This window comes from Mycobacterium sp. IS-836 (genome assembly GCF_001954275.1).
Classification (GTDB): domain Bacteria; phylum Actinomycetota; class Actinomycetes; order Mycobacteriales; family Mycobacteriaceae; genus Mycobacterium.
The window spans coordinates 35,076-54,010 of the sequence record NZ_MBEU01000021.1 but is presented as its reverse complement, the minus strand read 5'-3'; the positions used below and the strand labels follow the sequence as shown (position 1 = coordinate 54,010).

Below are 18,935 nucleotides of genomic sequence, written 5' to 3'. Positions count from 1 at the left end.
CCGCACTACGGTAGAGCGCGTGGCTATTCGACTCGGTCTGCAGATTCCCAATTTCTCTTACGGCACCGGGGTAGACAAACTCTTCCCCACTGTTCTGGCTCAGGCCCGCGAGGCCGAATCGGCTGGTTTCGACTCGGTTTTCGTGATGGACCACTTCTACCAACTGCCCATGCTGGGCGATCCCGACCAGCCGATGCTGGAGGCGTACACCGCGCTGGGTGCCCTCGCCACCGCGACCGAACGGGTGCAACTGGGCACCTTGGTAACCGGCAACACGTATCGCAATCCGACGCTGCTGGCCAAAATCATCACCACGCTCGACGTGGTGAGCCAGGGCCGGGCGATCCTGGGCATCGGGACCGGTTGGTTCGAGCTCGAGCACAATCAGCTGGGTTTCGAATTCGGCAACTTCACCGACCGGTTCAACCGGCTCGACGAGGCGCTGCAGATCATCCTGCCGATGATCAAGGGCGAACGGCCGACCTTTTCCGGCAAGTGGTATCACACCGACCAGGCGATGGCCAATCCTCGCTTCCGCGAACACATTCCGCTGATGATCGGCGGCAGCGGCGAGAAGAAGACGATCCCGCTCGCGGCTCGGCACTTCGACCACCTCAACATCATCGCCGGGTTCGACGAGCTGCCGGCCAAGGTGCGGGTGGTTCGGGAGCGCTGCGAGGAGATCGGCCGCGATCCGGCCACGCTGGAAACCAGCACCCTCACCACGGCGGTCGTCGACGAGAATTTCAAGGCCGACCAGATCCCCGCGGAGATGACCCAGCGCATGGTCGTCGGCAGCGCCGACTCGGTCGCCGACCAAATCAAGACCAAGATCTTGGACGCCGGTGTCGACGGGGTGATCATCAACATGCCCTTCTACACACCCGGCATCATCGCCGCGGCCGGCGAGGCGCTGCGGCCATTGGTCGGCCTGTAGCCGGGACCGCCGCGAGCGGCGGGGCATGACGCGGATCACGTTCGGCGACCAGCGGTAATACCGCCGGTGTGGTTCATTACACAGGCTTACGATCTGGGTTTCCGGGTGGCGGCTTGACTAGCGTGGTAGCTAACTGAATTCGCGCATCAAGGAGCCCCGGCAGGAGCAACGGATACATGAGCCCGCAGCCAGAAGGTACAGCTGAACCGAAGCGTCGGCATCGCGTCGTCATCATCGGATCAGGTTTCGGCGGACTCAATGCGGCAAAGAAGCTCAAGCGGGCCGACGTCGACATCAAACTGATCGCCCGCACCACCCACCACCTGTTCCAGCCGTTGCTGTACCAAGTCGCCACCGGGATCATTTCCGAGGGGGAAATCGCCCCGCCGACTCGGGTGGTGTTGCGCAACCAGCGCAACGTCCAGGTCCTGCTCGGCAACGTCACCCACATCGACCTGGCCAACCAGTGCGTCGTGTCGGAGTTGCTGGGCCACACCTACGAAACCCCCTACGACAGCCTGATCGTGGCAGCCGGGGCCGGTCAGTCCTACTTCGGCAACGACCACTTCGCCGAGTTCGCGCCCGGCATGAAGTCGATCGACGACGCGCTGGAGCTGCGCGGCCGCATCCTCAGCGCGTTCGAACAGGCGGAACGGTCGAGCGATCCCGAGCGCCGCAGGAAGCTGCTGACGTTCACCGTCGTCGGGGCCGGGCCCACGGGCGTCGAAATGGCCGGGCAGATCGCCGAATTGGCGCAACACACCATGCGAGGATCGTTCCGGCACATCGATTCGACGCGGGCGCGGGTGATCCTGCTCGACGCCGCCCCCGCGGTGTTGCCGCCGATGGGCGAAAAGCTGGGCGAGCGTGCGGCCGCGCGACTGGAGAAGATGGGCGTCGAAATCCAGCTGGGCGCCATGGTCACCGACGTGGACCGCAACGGCATCACGGTCAAGGACTCCGATGGCACCGTGCGGCGCATCGAGTCGGCCTGCAAGGTCTGGTCCGCGGGCGTGCAGGCCAGCCGCCTGGGCAGGGATCTCGCCGAGCAGTCGCCGGCAGAACTGGACCGGGCCGGACGGGTGAAAGTGCTGCCCGACCTGTCCATCCCCGGCTACCCGAACGTGTTCGTCGTCGGCGATATGGCCGCCGTCGAGGGCGTGCCAGGCGTGGCCCAGGGCGCCATCCAGGGCGCCAAGTACGTCGCCAACACGATCAAGGCCGAGCTCGCCGGCGCCGACCCGGCGGAGCGGGAGCCGTTCCAATACTTCGACAAGGGCTCGATGGCGACGGTGTCGCGGTTCTCCGCGGTCGCCAAGATCGGCCCGCTGGAGTTCAGTGGTTTCATCGCCTGGCTGATCTGGTTGGTGCTGCACCTGGTGTACCTGATCGGGTTCAAGACGAAGATCACCACGCTGCTGTCGTGGACGGTGACCTTCCTGAGCACCCGGCGCGGCCAGCTGACGATCACCGACCAGCAGGCGTTCGCGCGAACGCGGCTCGAACAGCTCGCCGAATTGGCGGCCGAGGCCCGCGGCCCGGCCGAGGCCGCGCGGAGGGCTAGTTAGCCCGCTCGCACCACCCGGAATCCGTTGTAGCGCAAGGTATTACGTGTCCACAAGGTTTTGCAGCCGCACCTGACCCCGGGCGACCACCCGGCCGTCCGCGTCGGTGATGGTGACCAGCCACAGCTGCTGACGCCGGCCGCGGTGGATCGGGTCCGCGGCGCCGTAGACCATCCCCGAGCCGATGGACCGCAAGAAATCGGTGTTGTTGTTGACCCCGACGACATTCCCGCCGCCGCGCGTGGCGAGCCAGGTGTACGCCGCGACGCTGGCCATGCTCTCGACCATCGAGCAGTACACACCGCCGTGCACGAGGCCCATCGGCTGCAGCAGCTTCGGCGTGACCTCAAGCTGCGCCCGGGCCCCGTCGGGGCTGAGTTCGGTGAATTGCAGCCCTATTTCGCTGTCGAACGGGGCCGTGAAATCGGGCGGGACGCTCGCGTCGGGCGGCGGTGGCACGCTCATGTGTCTACACCATGGCCAACCCGGCCGGCGCGAGGCCGCGGCGGCGACCGCCGAAACAGGCGAGCCCCGTGCGCTAAAGGCACGGGGCTCGCCTATCGAGTTGGACGGACCGGGGGTCACTGCAGCCCTCAGGACTCTGCCGCGGTCCGTTGTCTCTCGACCGGACTCAGCATAGGCAAGGCTGCCCTAATATTGCAAGGGTGGTTTGTAGCGTCCGCGCCCGCGCCGGCGGAGCCCGGAGGTGGTCACAGACATTGCCCAGCATTCGATACGACAGTCGGTAGTAAACAAGGAGTACGCTTGGTGCGACGCTCAGGAGATGACGAACTATGGCCAAACTGACACGGCTCGGGGATCTGGAACGCGCCGTCATGGACCATCTGTGGTCCACGGCGGAACCCCAGACCGTTCGGCAGGTCCACGAAGCGTTGTCGGCGCGACGCGACCTCGCTTACACAACGATCATGACCGTGCTGCAACGGCTGGCTAAAAAGAATCTGGTGTCGCAGATCCGCGACGACCGGGCGCACCGGTACGCGCCCGTGCACGGCCGCGACGAGCTGGTCGCGGGGCTGATGGTCGATGCCCTGGCCCAGGCTGAGGACTCCGGCGACCGACACGCCGCGCTGGTGCACTTCGTCGAACGCGTCGGCGCCGACGAGGCGGACGCGCTGCGGCGGGCGCTCGCCGAATTGGAAGCAAGCCAACGCAAAACGCCAGCGGCTGGCGCTACCGCTGAGGAGTAAGGGAGACTAGCAGCGTGTCCGCGGCGGCCTTCACCCTCCTCGCGGTGCTGCTGGTCGGCCCGGCGCCGGCATTGTTGGCACGCGCGACGTGGCCGCTGCGCGCTCCCCGGGCCGCGATGGTGCTGTGGCAGGCCATCGCGCTGGCCGCGGTGCTCTCGGCTTTCAGCGCCGGCATCGCGATCGCCACGCGGGTGCTCATGCCCGGCCCCGACGGGCGGCCCACGGCCAGCGTCATCGGTGCCGAGGGCCGGCTTGGCTGGCCGCTGTGGACTGCATACATCGCCGTCTTCGCGTTGACCGTGCTGGTCGGTGTGCGACTGATGATCTCGATGGCACGGGTGGCCATCGCCAACCGGCGACGGCGTGCGCACCACCGCATGGTGGTCGACCTGGTCGGCGTGGGACACGATGCGGCGCTGGCCGAGGCGTGCGCGTGGGCCCGTGACCTTCGCGTCTTGGACGTGCCCCAGCCGCTCGCCTACTGCCTGCCGGGCGTGCGCAGCCGCGTGGTGGTGAGCGAAGGAACGCTGAACACGCTCGCCGACACCGAAGTCGCCGCCATCCTCACCCACGAACGGGCCCATCTGCGGGCCCGGCACGACCTCGTCCTGGAAGCCTTCACCGCGGTGCACGCCGCCTTCCCGCGGCTGGTCCGCAGCGCCAACGCGCTTCGGGCCGTGCAACTGCTCGTTGAGCTCCTGGCCGACGACGCCGCGGTGCGCGCCACCGGGCGCACTCCCCTGGCCCGCGCGCTGGTCGCCTGCGCGTCCGGCCTAGCGCCGTCGGGCGCGCTGGCCGCGAGCGGTCCCAGCACGGTGGTGCGGGTCCGCCGGCTCGCCGGGCGCGGCAACAGCCTCGCGCTGTCGGCGGCCGCATACCTGACCGCGGCGGCCATTCTGGTGGTGCCCACCATCGCGCTGGCCGTACCGTGGCTCACCGAGCTGCAGCGGCTGTTCAACCTCTAGCGCACCGCGAAGCGAAACCCCTTGGAGGACGACCACTCCGCTGTGCCACAGTGTTCTCCAACCGGAGCGGCCTAACTGAAAGGCAAGACATGAGTTCGTCGGATTCCCAGCCGAATTCCAAGACCGGCACCGCGCAGATCGGCGTCACCGGCCTGGCCGTCATGGGCTCGAACATCGCCCGCAATTTCGCCCGGCACGGCTATACGGTGGCACTGCACAACCGATCCGTCGCCAAGACCGACGCGCTGCTCTCCGAGCACGGCGACGAGGGCAAGTTCGTGCGATCGGAGACCATCGAGGAATTCCTTGACGCGCTCGAGAAGCCGCGCCGCGTGCTGATCATGGTCAAGGCGGGCGACCCCACCGACGCCGTCATCGATCAGCTCGCCGACGCCATGGAACAGGGCGACATCATCATCGACGGCGGCAATGCGCTCTACACCGACACCATTCGCCGGGAGAAGGCGATGCGCGAACGCGGGCTGCACTTCGTCGGCGCCGGCATTTCCGGCGGCGAAGAGGGCGCGCTGAACGGGCCGTCGATCATGCCGGGCGGGCCGGCTGAGTCCTACACATCGCTGGGACCCCTGCTCGAGGAGATCTCCGCGCACGTCGACGGCGTGCCGTGCTGCACCCACATCGGGCCCGACGGCGCCGGGCACTTCGTGAAGATGGTGCACAACGGCATCGAGTACTCCGACATGCAATTGATCGGCGAGGCCTACCAGCTGCTGCGCGACGGGCTCGGCAAGACCGCCGACGAGATCGCCGACGTGTTCGACGAGTGGAACTCCGGCGACCTGGACAGCTTCCTGGTCGAGATCACCGCGAAGGTGCTGCGCCAAAACGACGCCAAGACGGGCAAGCCGCTCGTCGACGTGATCCTCGACGAGGCCGAGCAGAAGGGCACCGGACGCTGGACGGTGAAGTCGGCGCTGGATCTCGGTGTGCCGGTCACCGGGATCGCCGAGGCGGTGTTTGCCCGCGCGCTGTCGGGTTCGGTGACCCAGCGCAAGGCCACCACCGGGCTGGCGTCGGGCCAGCTCGGCGAAAAACCAAGCGATGCAAAGCAATTCGTCGAGGACGTCCGCCAGGCGTTGTACGCGTCGAAGATCATCGCTTATGCCCAGGGCTTCAACCAGATTCAGGCCGGCAGCGCCGAATACGACTGGGGCATCACGCCCGGCGATCTCGCGACCATCTGGCGCGGCGGCTGCATCATCCGGGCCAAGTTCCTCAACCGGATCAAGGAGGCGTACGACTCCGATCCCGAACTGCCCACCCTGATCGTGGCGCCGTATTTCCGCAGCGCCATCGAGGCCGCGATCGACGGCTGGCGCCGCGTGGTGGCTACCGCCACGCAGTTGGGCATCCCGATCCCGGGGTTCTCCTCGGCGCTGTCGTATTACGACGCGCTACGCACCGAGCGGCTGCCGGCCGCGCTGACCCAGGGCCTGCGCGATTTCTTCGGAGCGCACACCTACGGCCGCATCGACGAGGACCCCGGCAAGAAGTTCCACACCCTGTGGAGCGGTGACCGCAGCGAAGTACCCGCCTAGCCCGCGCCAACTAACATGGCCTAGCGGGGGCTGCAGACGGTGGGGCGAGAGCGATGAGATTTCTGGACGGGCACCGACCCGGGTACGACCTGACCTACAACGACGTCTTCATCGTGCCGAACAGTTCCGACGTGGCGTCGCGGTTCGACGTCGATCTGTCCACCGGCGACGGCTCCGGCACCACCATCCCGGTGGTGGTCTCCAACATGACCGCCGTCGCCGGGCGGCGGATGGCCGAGACGGTGGCCCGGCGCGGCGGCATTGTGATTCTGCCGCAAGACCTTCCGATCACCGCGGTGCAACAGACGGTGGAATTCGTCAAGAGCCGCGACCTCGTCCTGGACACCCCGGTGATGCTGGCGCCCGACGATTCGGTGTCCGACGCGGTCGCGCTGATCCACAAGCGCGCGCACGGCGTGGCCGTGGTGGTCTTCGAGGGGCGGCCCATCGGTCTGGTGACCGAATCGTCATGCCACGGCATCGACCGCTTCACCCGGGTGCGCGACGTCGCCACCCGTGACTTCGTCAGCGCCCCGATCGGAACCGACCCGCGCAAAATCTTCGATCTGCTCGAGCATGCCCCGATCGAGGTCGCGCTGGTGACCAACCCGGACGACACGCTGGCGGGGGTGCTCACCCGCACCGGGGCGCTGCGAACCGGCCTGTACACCCCAGCCACCGACGCAGCCGGGCGGCTGCGCATCGGCGCGGCCGTGGGCATCAGCGGCGATGTGGGGGCCAAGGCCCGCTCCCTCGTCGAGGCCGGCGTCGACGTGCTGGTCATCGATACCGCGCACGGGCATCAGGTCAAGACGCTGGAGGCGATCAAGCTGGTGGCATCGCTGGACTTGGGTGTTCCGCTGGCCGCGGGCAACGTCGTGTCGGCGGAGGGCACCCGGGATCTGCTGAGCGCGGGAGCGAACATCGTCAAGGTCGGTGTCGGCCCGGGGGCGATGTGCACCACCCGGATGATGACCGGGGTCGGCCGGCCGCAGTTCTCCGCGGTGCTCGAATGCGCCGCTGCGGCAAGGCAACTCGGTGGGCACGTGTGGGCTGACGGCGGGATCCGGCATCCGCGGGACGTGGCGCTGGCGCTGGCCGCCGGGGCGTCGAACGTCATGATCGGCTCGTGGTTCGCCGGAACCTACGAGTCGCCCGGCGACCTGATGCGCGATCGCGACGAGCAGCCGTACAAGGAGAGCTACGGGATGGCGTCCAAGCGGGCGGTGGTGGCCCGCGCCGCCGCCGACACCGAGTTCGATCGCGCCCGCAAGGCGTTGTTCGAGGAAGGCATCTCGACGTCGCGAATGGGCCTGGACCCCGACCGCGGCGGTGTCGAGGACCTGATCGACCACATCACCTCGGGCGTGCGCAGCACCTGCACGTACGTCGGCGCCTCGAACCTGGCGGAGCTGCACGAACGGGCCGTCGTCGGCGTGCAATCCGCCGCCGGATTCGCCGAGGGACACCCGCTGCCGCTGGGCTGGTGACGCCGCCGCCTTCGCTACCATGTGAATCCTGGAACTTTGCGGGCCGCAGCAAAGCGAAGCGCGGCCCGGAACCGTACTAGAGCGAGAGGGATGACGTGCCGCAGGCACCCGTCGAGGCCCCGTTGGAGCCGGGGGCCTTCCGGGCGGGGCGGCGACTCCCTACCGCTGCCCGGGCCAGACCGGCGACGTCATCCCGATAACCGAGCCCCGCCATGAACCTCACCGTCACCGTCGTCAGCGTGCTGGCCATCGCGGTGCTCATCTTCGGCAACGGCGTGTTTGTCGCCGCCGAATTCTCGCTGACCGCGCTGGACCGCGCGACCGTGGAGGCCAACGCGCGCCGCGGTGGCCGCCGCGACCGCCTGATACAACGCGCCCAGAACAGGCTGTCGTTCCAGCTCTCGGGTGCTCAGATCGGCATTTCGATCACCACGCTGGTGACCGGCTACCTGACCGAACCCATGGTGGCCGATCTGCCGCATCCGTGGTTCGACGCGATGGGGATTGCCGACCGGGTGGGCGACGCGATCATGGCGTTTCTGGTGTTGGTGGTCGTGACGTCGGTGTCGATGGTGTTCGGCGAGCTGGTCCCCAAATACCTCGCGGTGGCGCGGCCCCTGACGACCGCGCGCGCCGTCGTCGCCGTCCAGCTGCTGTTCTCGCTGCTGCTCACCCCGGCGATCCGGCTGATGAACGGCGCGGCGAACTGGATCGTGCGCGAGCTGGGCATCGAACCGGCCGAGGAGCTGCGCTCCGCCCGCTCGCCGCAGGAGCTGGTGTCGCTGGTGCGCAGCTCGGCCCGCAGCGGCTCGCTGGACCCGGCCACCGCCGCGCTGGTACGCCGCTCGCTGCAGTTCGGCGCGCTCACCGCCGAGGAGCTGATGACGCCGCGGTCCAAGATCGTGGCGCTGCAGACCGACGACACGCTCAGCGACCTGGTCGCCGCGGCCGCGGAGTCGGGGTTCTCCCGCTTCCCGATCGTCGCCGGCGATCTCGACGAGACCGTCGGGATCGTGCACGTCAAGCAGGTCTTCAAGATTCCGCGGGCCCATCGGGCGAGCACGCCGCTGGCGACGGTCGCGCAGCCGGTCCCGGTGGTCCCGTCGACGCTGGACGGCGACGCGGTGATGGCCGAGATCCGCGCCAATCCCCTGCAGACCGCGATGGTCGTCGACGAATACGGCGGCACCGCGGGCATGGTGACCGTCGAGGACCTGATCGAGGAGATCGTCGGCGACGTCCGCGACGAACACGACGACGCCACGCCCGACGTGTACGCCGCCGGTGGCGGTTGGCGGGTGTCGGGTTTGCTGCGCATCGACGAAGTGGCCGCCGCGATCGGGTATCGCGCACCCGAGGGGCCATACGAGACCATCGGCGGTTTGGTGCTTCGCGAAATCGGCCATATCCCGGTGGCCGGGGAAACGGTCGAGCTGACCGCGTTGGACCCGGACGGCCTGCCTGACGCGTCGATGCCCTGGCGCGCGACCGTGGTGCGGATGGACGGCCGCCGCATCGATCTGCTCGAGCTGACCGAACTGCGCGGCCGCGCCGAACCGGCGATGGGGCGTGGCCACTGATGAACGACACACTCGGAGTGGTGCTCGCGATCCTGCTGATCGGGGCGAACGGGTTCTTTGTGGGCGCGGAATTCTCGCTGATCTCGGCGCGGCGGGACCGCCTCGAAGCGCTGGCCGAACAGGGCAAGGCGCGCGCGGTCACCGTGATCCGGGCCGGTGAACAGCTGTCGTCGATGCTGGCCGGCGCCCAGTTGGGTGTCACCGTGGCGTCGCTGCTGCTGGGCCGGATCGGTGAGTCGGCGGTCGCGAACCTGCTGCGGCGGGGGCTCGGCCTCGCCGACATGAACGCGACGCTGCTGCACACGCTTTCGTTCGCGATCGCGCTGGCGATGGTGGTGACGCTGCACGTGCTGCTCGGCGAGATGGTGCCCAAAAACATCGCACTGGCCGGTCCGGAACGCACCGCCATGCTGCTGGTCCCGCCCTACCTGGCCTACGTGCGCGCCGCCCGGCCGTTCATCGTGTTCTACAACAAATGCGCCAACGCGATACTGCGCGCGCTGGGCGTGGAGCCCAAGGACGAGCTGCACATCGCGGTCTCCCCCGTCGTGCTCAGCGAGATGATCGCCGAATCGGTGTCCGAGGGCCTGCTGGATCCCGAGGAGCACAGCAGGCTGACCCGCGCGCTGCAGATCGGCAGCCGGGTGGTCGGCGACGTGGCCGTACCCCTGGACGACGTGCGGGCGCTATCGGTGGCCGCTTCGGGCTCGGGGCCGAAGGTCGCCGACGTCGAGCGAGCTTTGGCGCAGACCGGCTACTCCCGCTTTCCGGTCACGGCGCGCGACGGAAAATTCATCGGCTACCTCCACATCAAGGATGTGTTGACGCTCAATGACGATCCGGAGACCGTGATCGATCTGGCGTTGGTGCGCCCGCTGCCGCGGGTACCCACGTCGTTGCCGCTCGCCGACGCGCTGTCGCGGATGCGGCGCAGCAACAGCCATCTGGCGCTGGTGACCAACGGCAGCGGTGACGTGGTCGCCATGGTGGCGATGGAGGATCTGGTCGAGGACCTGGTCGGCAGTATGCGCGACGCGTCATGAACGACGCGCAGTGACACCGTTCGCGGGCCGCCTGGCGAAGGGCGCGGCCCATGGCCCGTATGATTGAACGGCCGCCGGCGCACTAACGTGCTGGCGGGCTCACGGTCTTGGCCGGCAGTACATGCGTTGCCAGAAAGCGGTTCTCAAGGTCCGCCCCGGCGCCATGGGCGGAGCTGTTCGCGCGCCTGACCTGCGATTGCGGGTAAGGCGGTTACGCTCGCTCGGGCTGCCGGCCGGTAGGCTGACGAAGTAGCCACTGGCGTCCAATGAGGCCATTTTGGAGGAGAAACATGACTGATCGCGTGTCGGTGGGGAACTTGCGCGTCGCCCGAGTGCTCTACGACTTCGTGAACAACGAGGCCCTTCCCGGCACCGATATCGACCCCGACAGCTTCTGGGCCGGCGTGGACAAGGTCGTCACCGACCTCACCCCGCAGAATCAGGATTTGTTGCGGCGGCGCGACGAGCTGCAGGCCCAGATCGACAAGTGGCACCGGCACCGCGTCATCGAGCCGATCGACGTCGAGGCGTACCGCGAGTTCCTCGCCGAAATCGGTTATCTGCAGCCCGAACCCGCCGATTTCAGCATCACCACCTCCGGTGTCGACGACGAGATCACCACGACCGCGGGCCCGCAGCTGGTGGTGCCGGTGACCAATGCGCGGTTTGCGCTCAACGCGGCCAACGCCCGCTGGGGTTCCCTCTACGACGCCCTCTACGGCACCGACGTCATCCCCGAAACCGACGGCGCCGAGCAGGGCACGAGCTACAACAGGATCCGCGGCGACAAGGTGATCGCCTACGCGCGCAGGTTCCTCGACGAGGCGGTCCCGCTGTCGTCGGGTTCGTGGGCGGAAGCGACGGGCGTGAGCATCGACGACGGCCAGCTGAAGATCACTAGCGGGCCGGATTCGACCGGGCTGGCCCGGCCGGAGCAATTCGTGGGATACAGCGGCGAACTGGGTTCCCCCGATTGGTCGGTGTTGCTGGTGAACCACGGGCTGCACATCGAGATCCTGATCGACCCAGAGTCGCCGATCGGCAAGACCGACGCGGCCGGGATCAAGGATGTGGTCCTCGAGTCGGCGGTGACGACCATCATCGACTTCGAGGACGCCGTCTCCGCCGTCGACGCGGACGACAAGGTCGCCGCGTACCGCAACTGGCTGGGCCTGAACAAGGGCGACCTGTCCGCGCAGGTCGACAAGGACGGCGAGGCGTTCACCCGGGTCCTCAACCAGGATCGCCACTACACCACCCCCGACGGCGGCGAGCTCGTATTGCCCGGGCGCGCACTGCTGTTCGTCCGCAACGTCGGGCACCTGATGACCAACGACGCGATCGTCTTCGACAACGACGGGGCCGACGGCAACGAGGTGTACGAGGGCATCATGGACGCGCTGTTCACCGGTGTGAGCGCGATACACGGCCTCAAGGCCAGCGACGCCAATGGCCCGCTGACGAACAGCCGCACCGGGTCCATCTACATCGTCAAGCCGAAGATGCACGGCCCCGACGAGGTCGCGTTCACCGCCGAGCTGTTCAGCCGCGTCGAAGACGTCCTGGGTTTGCCGCAGACCACGCTGAAGGTCGGCGTCATGGACGAGGAGCGGCGCACCACCCTCAACCTGAAGGCCTGCATCAAGGCGGTAGCGGATCGTGTCGTTTTTATTAACACTGGCTTCCTGGACCGCACCGGCGACGAGATCCACACCTCGATGGAGGCCGGGCCCATGGTGCGCAAGGGCACCATGAAGAGCCAGCCGTGGATCCTGGGCTACGAGGACAACAACGTCGACACCGGCCTGGCGGCCGGGTTCGCCGGCCACGCCCAGATCGGCAAGGGCATGTGGACCATGACGGAGCTGATGGCCGACATGGTCGAGCAGAAAATCGGCCAGCCGCGCGCCGGGGCCAGCACGGCCTGGGTGCCCTCGCCCACCGCGGCCACGCTGCACGCGCTGCACTACCACAAGGTCGACGTCATCGAGGTGCAGAAGGAGCTGGCCGGCAAGAAGCGCACCGACATCGACCAGTTGCTGACTATTCCGCTGGCCAAGGAACTGGCGTGGGCGCCCGAGGAGATCCGCGAGGAGGTCGACAACAACTGCCAGTCCATCCTGGGCTACGTGGTGCGCTGGATCGACCAGGGCGTCGGGTCGTCCAAGGTTCCCGACATCCACAACGTGGCGCTCATGGAGGATCGCGCCACGCTGCGCATCTCCAGCCAGCTGCTGGCGAACTGGCTGCGCCACGGCGTGATCACCGAAGAGGATGTCCGCGCCGGCCTGGAACGCATGGCCCCGATGGTGGATCAGCAGAACGCCGGGGACGCGGCCTATCAGCCGATGGCACCGAACTTCGACGACAACATCGCCTTCCAGGCCGCGCAAGAGCTGATCCTGGCTGGCGGGCAGCAGCCCAACGGTTACACCGAGCCGATCCTGCATCGCCGTCGACGGGAATTCAAAGCCCGCGCGGCAGGCGGCTGAGTCCCACAACAAGGTCATGTGATGGTTCGACGGAAAGGCGGCGCGCACCGGCATGGGTAGGCACAGTTTGCCCGACCCCGAAGACTCCGGCGACGAGCCCGTTGACGATTACGTTGCCGACGATCCGTACGCCGATGATCTATACGCCGGCGAGGACAGCGGCCGTCATCTGAGCGCCGGTCAGGAAACCGACACGCCGGGCAGCTTCAGCGACTACCGCCGCTACCGGGACGCGGGTCACTACGCCGACGAGGAGTACTTCGGCGCCGCCGAGGACGACTACGCCGACGAGGAATTCGCGGACGACGCGGATGCCTACCCGGCGGACGACGCGGATGCCTACCCGGCGGACGACGCCTTCGCGGTCGATGCCGCCGGCGAGTATCCGGAATTTCCGCCCCGAACGGCGAGCACGGCGAGCGCGGAGCGATCGGACCCGCCGACCGGCGGCCATCGGGGACTCGGCGACTGGCGGGGCGGTCACCGCAGCGCCGGCGGACGGCGTGGGGTCAGCATCGGCGTCATCGTCGCCCTCGTCGCCGTCGTGGTGGTGGTGGGCACCGTGATCCTGTGGAGCTTCTTCGGCGACGTGTTGTCCAACCGCTCGCACACGGCCGCCGCACGCTGCGTCGGAGGCAAAGAGACGGTCCCGGTCGTCGTCGACCCGTCGCTGGCCGATCCGGTGCAGCAGTTCGCGGAAAGCTACAACTCGACGGCGGGTCCGGTCGGCGACCACTGCATGCAGGTCAGTGTCAAACCGGCCGGCACCGACGCCGTCGTCGCCGGTTTCATCGGCAAGTGGCCCGCCGAACTGGGCGGCCAGCCGGCGTTGTGGATTCCGGCCAGCTCCGTGTCGGCGGCGCGGCTCTCCGCGGCCGCGGGCCAGAAAACGATCAGCGACAGCCGGTCGCTGGTCAGCTCGCCGGTGATGCTCGCCGTGCGGCCCGAGCTCCAGCCGGCTCTGGCCAATCAGAGCTGGGCGACGCTGCCCGGCCTGCAAACCAACCCGAACGCATTGGCCGGCTTGAACCTGCCCGCGTGGGGATCGCTACGGCTGGCACTGCCGACCAACGGCAACAGCGACGCCGCCTACCTTGCCGGCGAGGCGGTGGCGGCCGCGTCGGCGCCGGCCGGCGCGCCCGCGACCCAGGGCACTGCCGCCCTGCGCAGCTTGACCAGCGCCCAACCGAAATTGGCGGACAATTCGCTGACGGAGGCGATGAACACGCTCCTCAAGCCCGGTGACGCGGCATCCGCGCCGGTGCACGCCGTCGTCACCACCGAGCAGCAGCTGTTCCAGCGTGGCCAATCGCTGCCGGACGCCAAGAACACGCTGGGTTCCTGGCTACCGCCCGGGCCCGCGGCCGTCGCCGACTACCCCACCGTGTTGCTCGGCGGCTCATGGCTCACGCACGAACAGAGCTCGGCGGCCAGCGAGTTCACCCACTTCATGCGCAGGCCCGAGCAGCTCGCGAAGCTGGCCAAGGCCGGCTTCCGGGTCAACGGTGTCAAGCCGCCGGCCAGCGCGGTGACCGGTTTTCCCGCGCTGCCCTCCACGCTGTCGGTCGGCGATGACGCGATGCGCGCGACACTCGCCGACGCCATGTCCGCGCCGTCAAGCGGGTTGGCCGCGACGATCATGCTCGACCAGTCGATGCCCAGCGAGGAGGGCGGAAAGTCGCGGCTGGCCAACGTGGTTGGTGCGCTGAGCGACCGGATCAAGGCGCTGCCGCCCACCGCCGTCGTGGGGTTGTGGACGTTCGACGGGCGCGAGGGCCGATCGGAGGTTGCCGCGGGTCCGCTGTCCGACCCCGTCAACGGCCAGCCCCGCTCGGCGGCGCTGACCGCGGCGCTGGACAAGCAATCCGCATCGGCCGGGGGTGCGGTGTCGTTCACCACGCTGCGCATGCTCTACCAGGAGATGCAGGCCAAATATGTTGCCGGACAACCTAATTCGATACTAGTGATCACGGCGGGGCCGCACACCGACCAAACCCTGGACGGCGCGGGGTTGCAGAATTTCATCCGCACCGGCGCCGACCCGGCCAAACCGATCGTGGTCAACGTCATCGACTTCGGCGCGGACCCCGACCGTGCGACGTGGGAAGCCGTCGCCCAGCTCAGCGGCGGCAGCTACCAGAACCTTTCGACGTCGACCTCCCCCGACCTCGGCACGGCGATCGCTCAATATCTGGGCTAGCGCTCGGCGAATCTCCGACTCGGAGATGTCACACCGTGGGCATACCATCGGGAGCGCCATCCGAGGAGGGGTAATGCGCATCGATTTCACTCCCGACCCACAGCTGTACCCGTTCGAGTCGCGCTGGTTCGACAGCTCGCGCGGCCGCATGCACTACGTGGACGAGGGGGCCGGGCCACCGATCCTGTTCTGCCACGGCAACCCGACCTGGAGCTTTTTGTACCGCGACATCATCGTCGCGCTGCGCGACCGCTTCCGTTGCATCGCACCGGATTACCTCGGTTTCGGGCTCTCGGATCGGCCGGAGGGATTCGGCTACAAAATCGACGAGCACGCAAGGGTCGTCGGCGAGTTCCTCGACCACCTCGGCCTGGACGGTTACGTGAGCATGGGCCAGGACTGGGGCGGGCCGATCAGCATGGCCGTCGCGGTCGAGCGCGCCGACCGGGTGCGCGGAGTCGTGCTGGGCAACACCTGGTTCTGGCCGGCGGACACTTTCGCGACGAAGGCGTTCAGCCGGGTCATGGGCAGTCCACCGATGCAGTACGCGATCCTGCGGCACAACTTCTTCGTCGAACGGCTGATCCCGGCGGGAACGGCGCGACGGCCCAGCGCCGCGGTGATGGCGCACTACCGCGGTGTGCAGCCCAGCTCCGAGGCGCGAAAAGGCGTGGCCGAGATGCCCAAGCAGATCCTGGCCGCCCACCCGCTGCTTGGACGGCTTGCCGCGGAGGTGCCGGCCAAGCTGGGCGCTAAGCCCGCGCTGCTGGTGTGGGGCATGAAGGACGTCGCCTTTCCGCCGGGCCCGAACCTTCCGCGGATGCGCGCGACGTTCCCCGACCATGTCGTCGTCGAGCTGCCCGAGGCCAAGCATTACATCCAGGAGGACGCCCCCGAGCAGATCGCCGCGGCGATCGCCGACCGCTTCGGTTAGACGAAGGCCTCCACCGGCGGGCAGGAGCAGACCAGGTTGCGGTCCCCGTAGGCGCCGTCGATGCGACGCACCGGCGGCCACACCTTGGGACGGAACGCCTTGCCGAGCGGGTAGGCGGCCTGTTCGCGGGTATACGGATGATCCCAGTCCGAGACCACCAGGCACTCGGCGGTATGGGGGGCGCCCCGCAACGGGTTGTCGTCGACGGGCCACTCCCCCTTGCCGACCCGGTCGATCTCGCGGCGGATGGCGATCATGGCCTCGCAGAAGGCGTCGACTTCGGTCAGGCTCTCACTCTCGGTGGGCTCCACCATCAGCGTCCCGGCCACCGGGAAGCTCATGGTCGGCGCGTGGAAACCGTAGTCCGCCAACCGTTTTGCGACATCGTCGACGGTGACGCCGGTCGACTTGGTGATGCCGCGCAGGTCCAGGATGCATTCGTGGGCGACCATGCCGTTCTCGCCGGTGTAGAGCACCGGGAAGTATTCGTCGAGGCGCCGGGCGATGTAGTTGGCCGAGGCGATCGCCGTCAGTGATGCCGCCCGCAATCCGTCGGCGCCCATCATCCGGATGTAGGCCCACGTGATCGGCAGGATCGAGGCCGACCCGTAGGGCGCCGACGACACCGGCCGACCGCCGGGCAACTCGGGCGCGTAGGGGTGACCCGGCAGGTATTTGGCCAGGTGCGAGCGCGCCGCCACCGGCCCGACGCCGGGTCCGCCGCCGCCGTGCGGGATGCAGAACGTCTTGTGCAGGTTCAGGTGGCTGATGTCGCCGCCGAATTTGCCCGGCCGCGCCAGGCCGACCAGCGCGTTGAGGTTGGCGCCGTCGATGTAGACCTGGCCGCCGGCGTCGTGCACGGCCGCGCAGATGTCCGCGATGTCGTGCTCGTACACGCCGTGGGTCGACGGGTAGGTGATCATCAGCGCCGCCAGCCGGTCCGCGTGCTCGGCGACCTTGGCGCGCAGGTCGTCGAGGTCGACGTCGCCGTTGTCGCGGCAGGCCACCACCGCCACCCGCAGCCCGGCCAACGCCGCCGATGCGGCGTTGGTGCCGTGGGCACTGGACGGGATCAGGCAGATGTCGCGGTGCGGCTCGCCGCGGTCGGCGTGGTAGTCGTGAATCGCCAACAGGCCCGCGTACTCGCCCTGCGAGCCGGCGTTGGGCTGCAGCGAGACCGCGTCGTAACCGGTGATCTGGACCAGCCAACTCTCCAGGTCGGCGATGAGCCGCCGCAATCCCGCGCTGTCGGATGCCGGGGCGAACGGATGCAGGCGAGCGAATTCCGGCCAGGTGACCGGCTCCATCTCGGCGGCGGCGTTGAGTTTCATCGTGCAGGATCCGAGCGGAATCATGCTGCGGTCCAACGCAATATCCTTGTCGGCCAGAGTGCGCAAATAGCGCATCATGGCGGTCTCGGTGCGGTATTGCGTGAACGCGGGATGCGTCAGGAACTCCGATGTGCGGGTCGCGATGTCGGCGCGGGCAGGTTCGGCGGCCTGAACTTCGAACGCGCCCAGCACAATCGCGACGTGCTCTGCGGTCGTGGCCTCGTCGCAGGCCACCGACACGTGGTCGGCGTCGACGCGCCACAGGTTGATGCCCTTGGCTTTGGCCGCGGCGATCACCGCGTCGGCGCGCCCCGGGACGCGCGCCAGCACGGTGTCGAAGTACTTGTCGTGCACCAGCGCTGCGTCGGCCGCCGAGCCCAACCCGGCGGCGATCGCCTCGGCGTGGCCATGCACCCGCCGCGCGATCTCGGTCAGGCCGTCGGCGCCGTGGTAGCTGGCGTACATGGCGGCCATCACCGCCAGCAGCACCTGCGCGGTGCAGATGTTGCTGGTCGCCTTGTCGCGGCGGATGTGCTGCTCGCGGGTCTGCAGCGCGAGCCGGTAGGCCGGGGATCCGTCGGCGTCCACGGACACCCCGACGAGCCGGCCCGGCAGCTGACGGGCGTGCTTGGCGTGCACAGCCAGGTATCCGGCGTGCGGGCCGCCGAATCCCATTGGTACACCGAATCTTTGGGTGGTGCCGAACGCGACGTCGGCACCGATCTCGCCGGGCGGCTTGATCAACGTGAGGGCCAACAGGTCGGCGCCAACGGCGACCAGCGCGCCGCGGTCGTGCGCCTCCTGGACCAAGGCCGACCAGTCCGTGATCCGGCCGCTGGCACCGGGCAGCTGGGCGATCACACCGAAGAATTCGCCGTCGGGCAGGCCATCGCGCAGGTCGGCGGTCACGATGTCGATGCCCAGCGGCTTGGCTCGGGTGCTCAGCACCGCGGCGGTCTGCGCGAAGACGTCGACGTCGACGGCCAGCCGGTTGGCCGCGCCACGAGCGGCCCGGTGCATCAACGTCATCGCCTCGGCGGCCGCGGTGCCCTCGTCGAGCATCGACGCGTTGGCAACCTCGAGGCCGGTGAGGTCGGCGACCATGGTCTGGAAGTTCAGCAGCGCTTCGAGCCGGCCCTGGCTGATCTCGGGCTGATACGGCGTGTAGGCCGTATACCAGGCCGGGTTTTCCATGATGTTGCGCAACAGCACCGGCGGCGTGAGCGTGTCGTAGTAGCCCTGCCCGATCATCGACACCGCGATGGTGTTGGCGTCGGCCAGCGCCCGCAGCTCGCTCAGCGCCTCGGCCTCGCTCGCGGCCGACGGCAACGCGTCCAGACCCGGCGCGGCGCCGTCGGCGAGCTTGTCGAGAATGCCGGTCGGGACCGCCTTGGCCGCCAGCGCGTCGAGCGAGTCGACGCCGATGACGGCGAGCATGGCCGCGACAGCCGGGCTATCGGGGCCGATGTGCCGGGCGGCGAAAGTTGACTGGTCGGACACTGGCGAACTCCTGACAGGGCAGAGGGACGAGCGGCCCTCTCCCTCTGTCTTCACCCGGTCGCCGGGTGCCTGAGAGATTCGGCGCCGCTGAACTCGGCGGCGCCTTTCCCCATCGGCGGGTGCGACCG

The 18,935-nt window shown here is 68.4% G+C and carries 13 protein-coding genes; 11 read left to right on the top strand and 2 right to left on the bottom strand.

The window, feature by feature from the left end; translation table 11 throughout:
• Window positions 1–19: 19 nt before the first annotated feature.
• Entirely contained in the window at window positions 20–937 is a 918-nt protein-coding gene (locus A5747_RS08260) for an LLM class F420-dependent oxidoreductase (protein ID WP_076123196.1), read from the top strand.
• Between the two features lie 176 nt (window positions 938–1,113).
• Window positions 1,114–2,505 carry an NAD(P)/FAD-dependent oxidoreductase gene (locus tag A5747_RS08255; protein WP_076123194.1) on the top strand — a complete coding sequence of 464 codons (1,392 nt, stop codon included), beginning with the start codon at window positions 1,114–1,116 and terminating at the stop codon, window positions 2,503–2,505.
• Window positions 2,506–2,544: 39 nt separating this feature from the next.
• Here A5747_RS08255 and A5747_RS08250 read toward each other — a convergent pair whose 3' ends face one another.
• The gene (locus A5747_RS08250; protein WP_369805031.1) at window positions 2,545–2,967 is read right to left on the bottom strand and encodes a PaaI family thioesterase; all 423 of its coding nucleotides are present in this window, start codon (window positions 2,965–2,967) and stop codon (window positions 2,545–2,547) included.
• 329 nt (window positions 2,968–3,296) lie between these two features.
• Here A5747_RS08250 and A5747_RS08245 point away from each other — a divergent pair, with 329 nt between their 5' ends.
• The 9 genes from A5747_RS08245 (at window position 3,297) to A5747_RS08205 (ending at window position 15,976) form a co-directional block, all read left to right on the top strand.
• Window positions 3,297–3,713, top strand: a complete 417-nt coding sequence (locus A5747_RS08245; protein WP_076123192.1) for a BlaI/MecI/CopY family transcriptional regulator — start codon at window positions 3,297–3,299, stop codon at window positions 3,711–3,713.
• A gap of 14 nt (window positions 3,714–3,727) precedes the next feature.
• Window positions 3,728–4,678, top strand: coding sequence for a M56 family metallopeptidase (locus tag A5747_RS08240; RefSeq protein WP_076123189.1), 951 nt, complete (start codon window positions 3,728–3,730; stop codon window positions 4,676–4,678).
• 89 nt (window positions 4,679–4,767) lie between these two features.
• Window positions 4,768–6,237: an NADP-dependent phosphogluconate dehydrogenase gene (gene gndA / locus A5747_RS08235; RefSeq protein ID WP_076123187.1), complete on the top strand. Its 1,470-nt coding sequence runs from the start codon at window positions 4,768–4,770 to the stop codon at window positions 6,235–6,237.
• 53 nt (window positions 6,238–6,290) lie between these two features.
• Window positions 6,291–7,727, top strand: coding sequence for a GuaB1 family IMP dehydrogenase-related protein (locus A5747_RS08230; protein ID WP_076123185.1), 1,437 nt, complete (start codon window positions 6,291–6,293; stop codon window positions 7,725–7,727).
• Between the two features lie 212 nt (window positions 7,728–7,939).
• Complete coding sequence (locus A5747_RS08225; RefSeq protein ID WP_076123183.1) at window positions 7,940–9,307, top strand: hemolysin family protein; 1,368 nt, start codon at window positions 7,940–7,942, stop codon at window positions 9,305–9,307.
• Complete coding sequence (locus tag A5747_RS08220) at window positions 9,307–10,350, top strand: hemolysin family protein (RefSeq protein WP_076123181.1); 1,044 nt, start codon at window positions 9,307–9,309, stop codon at window positions 10,348–10,350. Before A5747_RS08225 ends, A5747_RS08220 begins: the two co-directional genes overlap by 1 nt.
• A gap of 290 nt (window positions 10,351–10,640) precedes the next feature.
• Window positions 10,641–12,842, top strand: coding sequence for a malate synthase G (locus tag A5747_RS08215; protein WP_076123178.1), 2,202 nt, complete (start codon window positions 10,641–10,643; stop codon window positions 12,840–12,842).
• A 52-nt stretch (window positions 12,843–12,894) separates the two neighbouring features.
• Window positions 12,895–15,042, top strand: coding sequence for a substrate-binding domain-containing protein (locus tag A5747_RS08210; protein WP_076123176.1), 2,148 nt, complete (start codon window positions 12,895–12,897; stop codon window positions 15,040–15,042).
• Between the two features lie 73 nt (window positions 15,043–15,115).
• Entirely contained in the window at window positions 15,116–15,976 is an 861-nt protein-coding gene (locus A5747_RS08205) for a haloalkane dehalogenase (protein ID WP_076123174.1), read from the top strand.
• Here the strand turns inward: A5747_RS08205 and gcvP are convergent.
• Window positions 15,973–18,807, bottom strand: a complete 2,835-nt coding sequence (gene gcvP / locus A5747_RS08200; protein WP_076123171.1) for an aminomethyl-transferring glycine dehydrogenase — start codon at window positions 18,805–18,807, stop codon at window positions 15,973–15,975. The two genes, A5747_RS08205 and gcvP, sit on opposite strands and share 4 nt — an antisense overlap.
• Window positions 18,808–18,935: the final 128 nt, after the last annotated feature.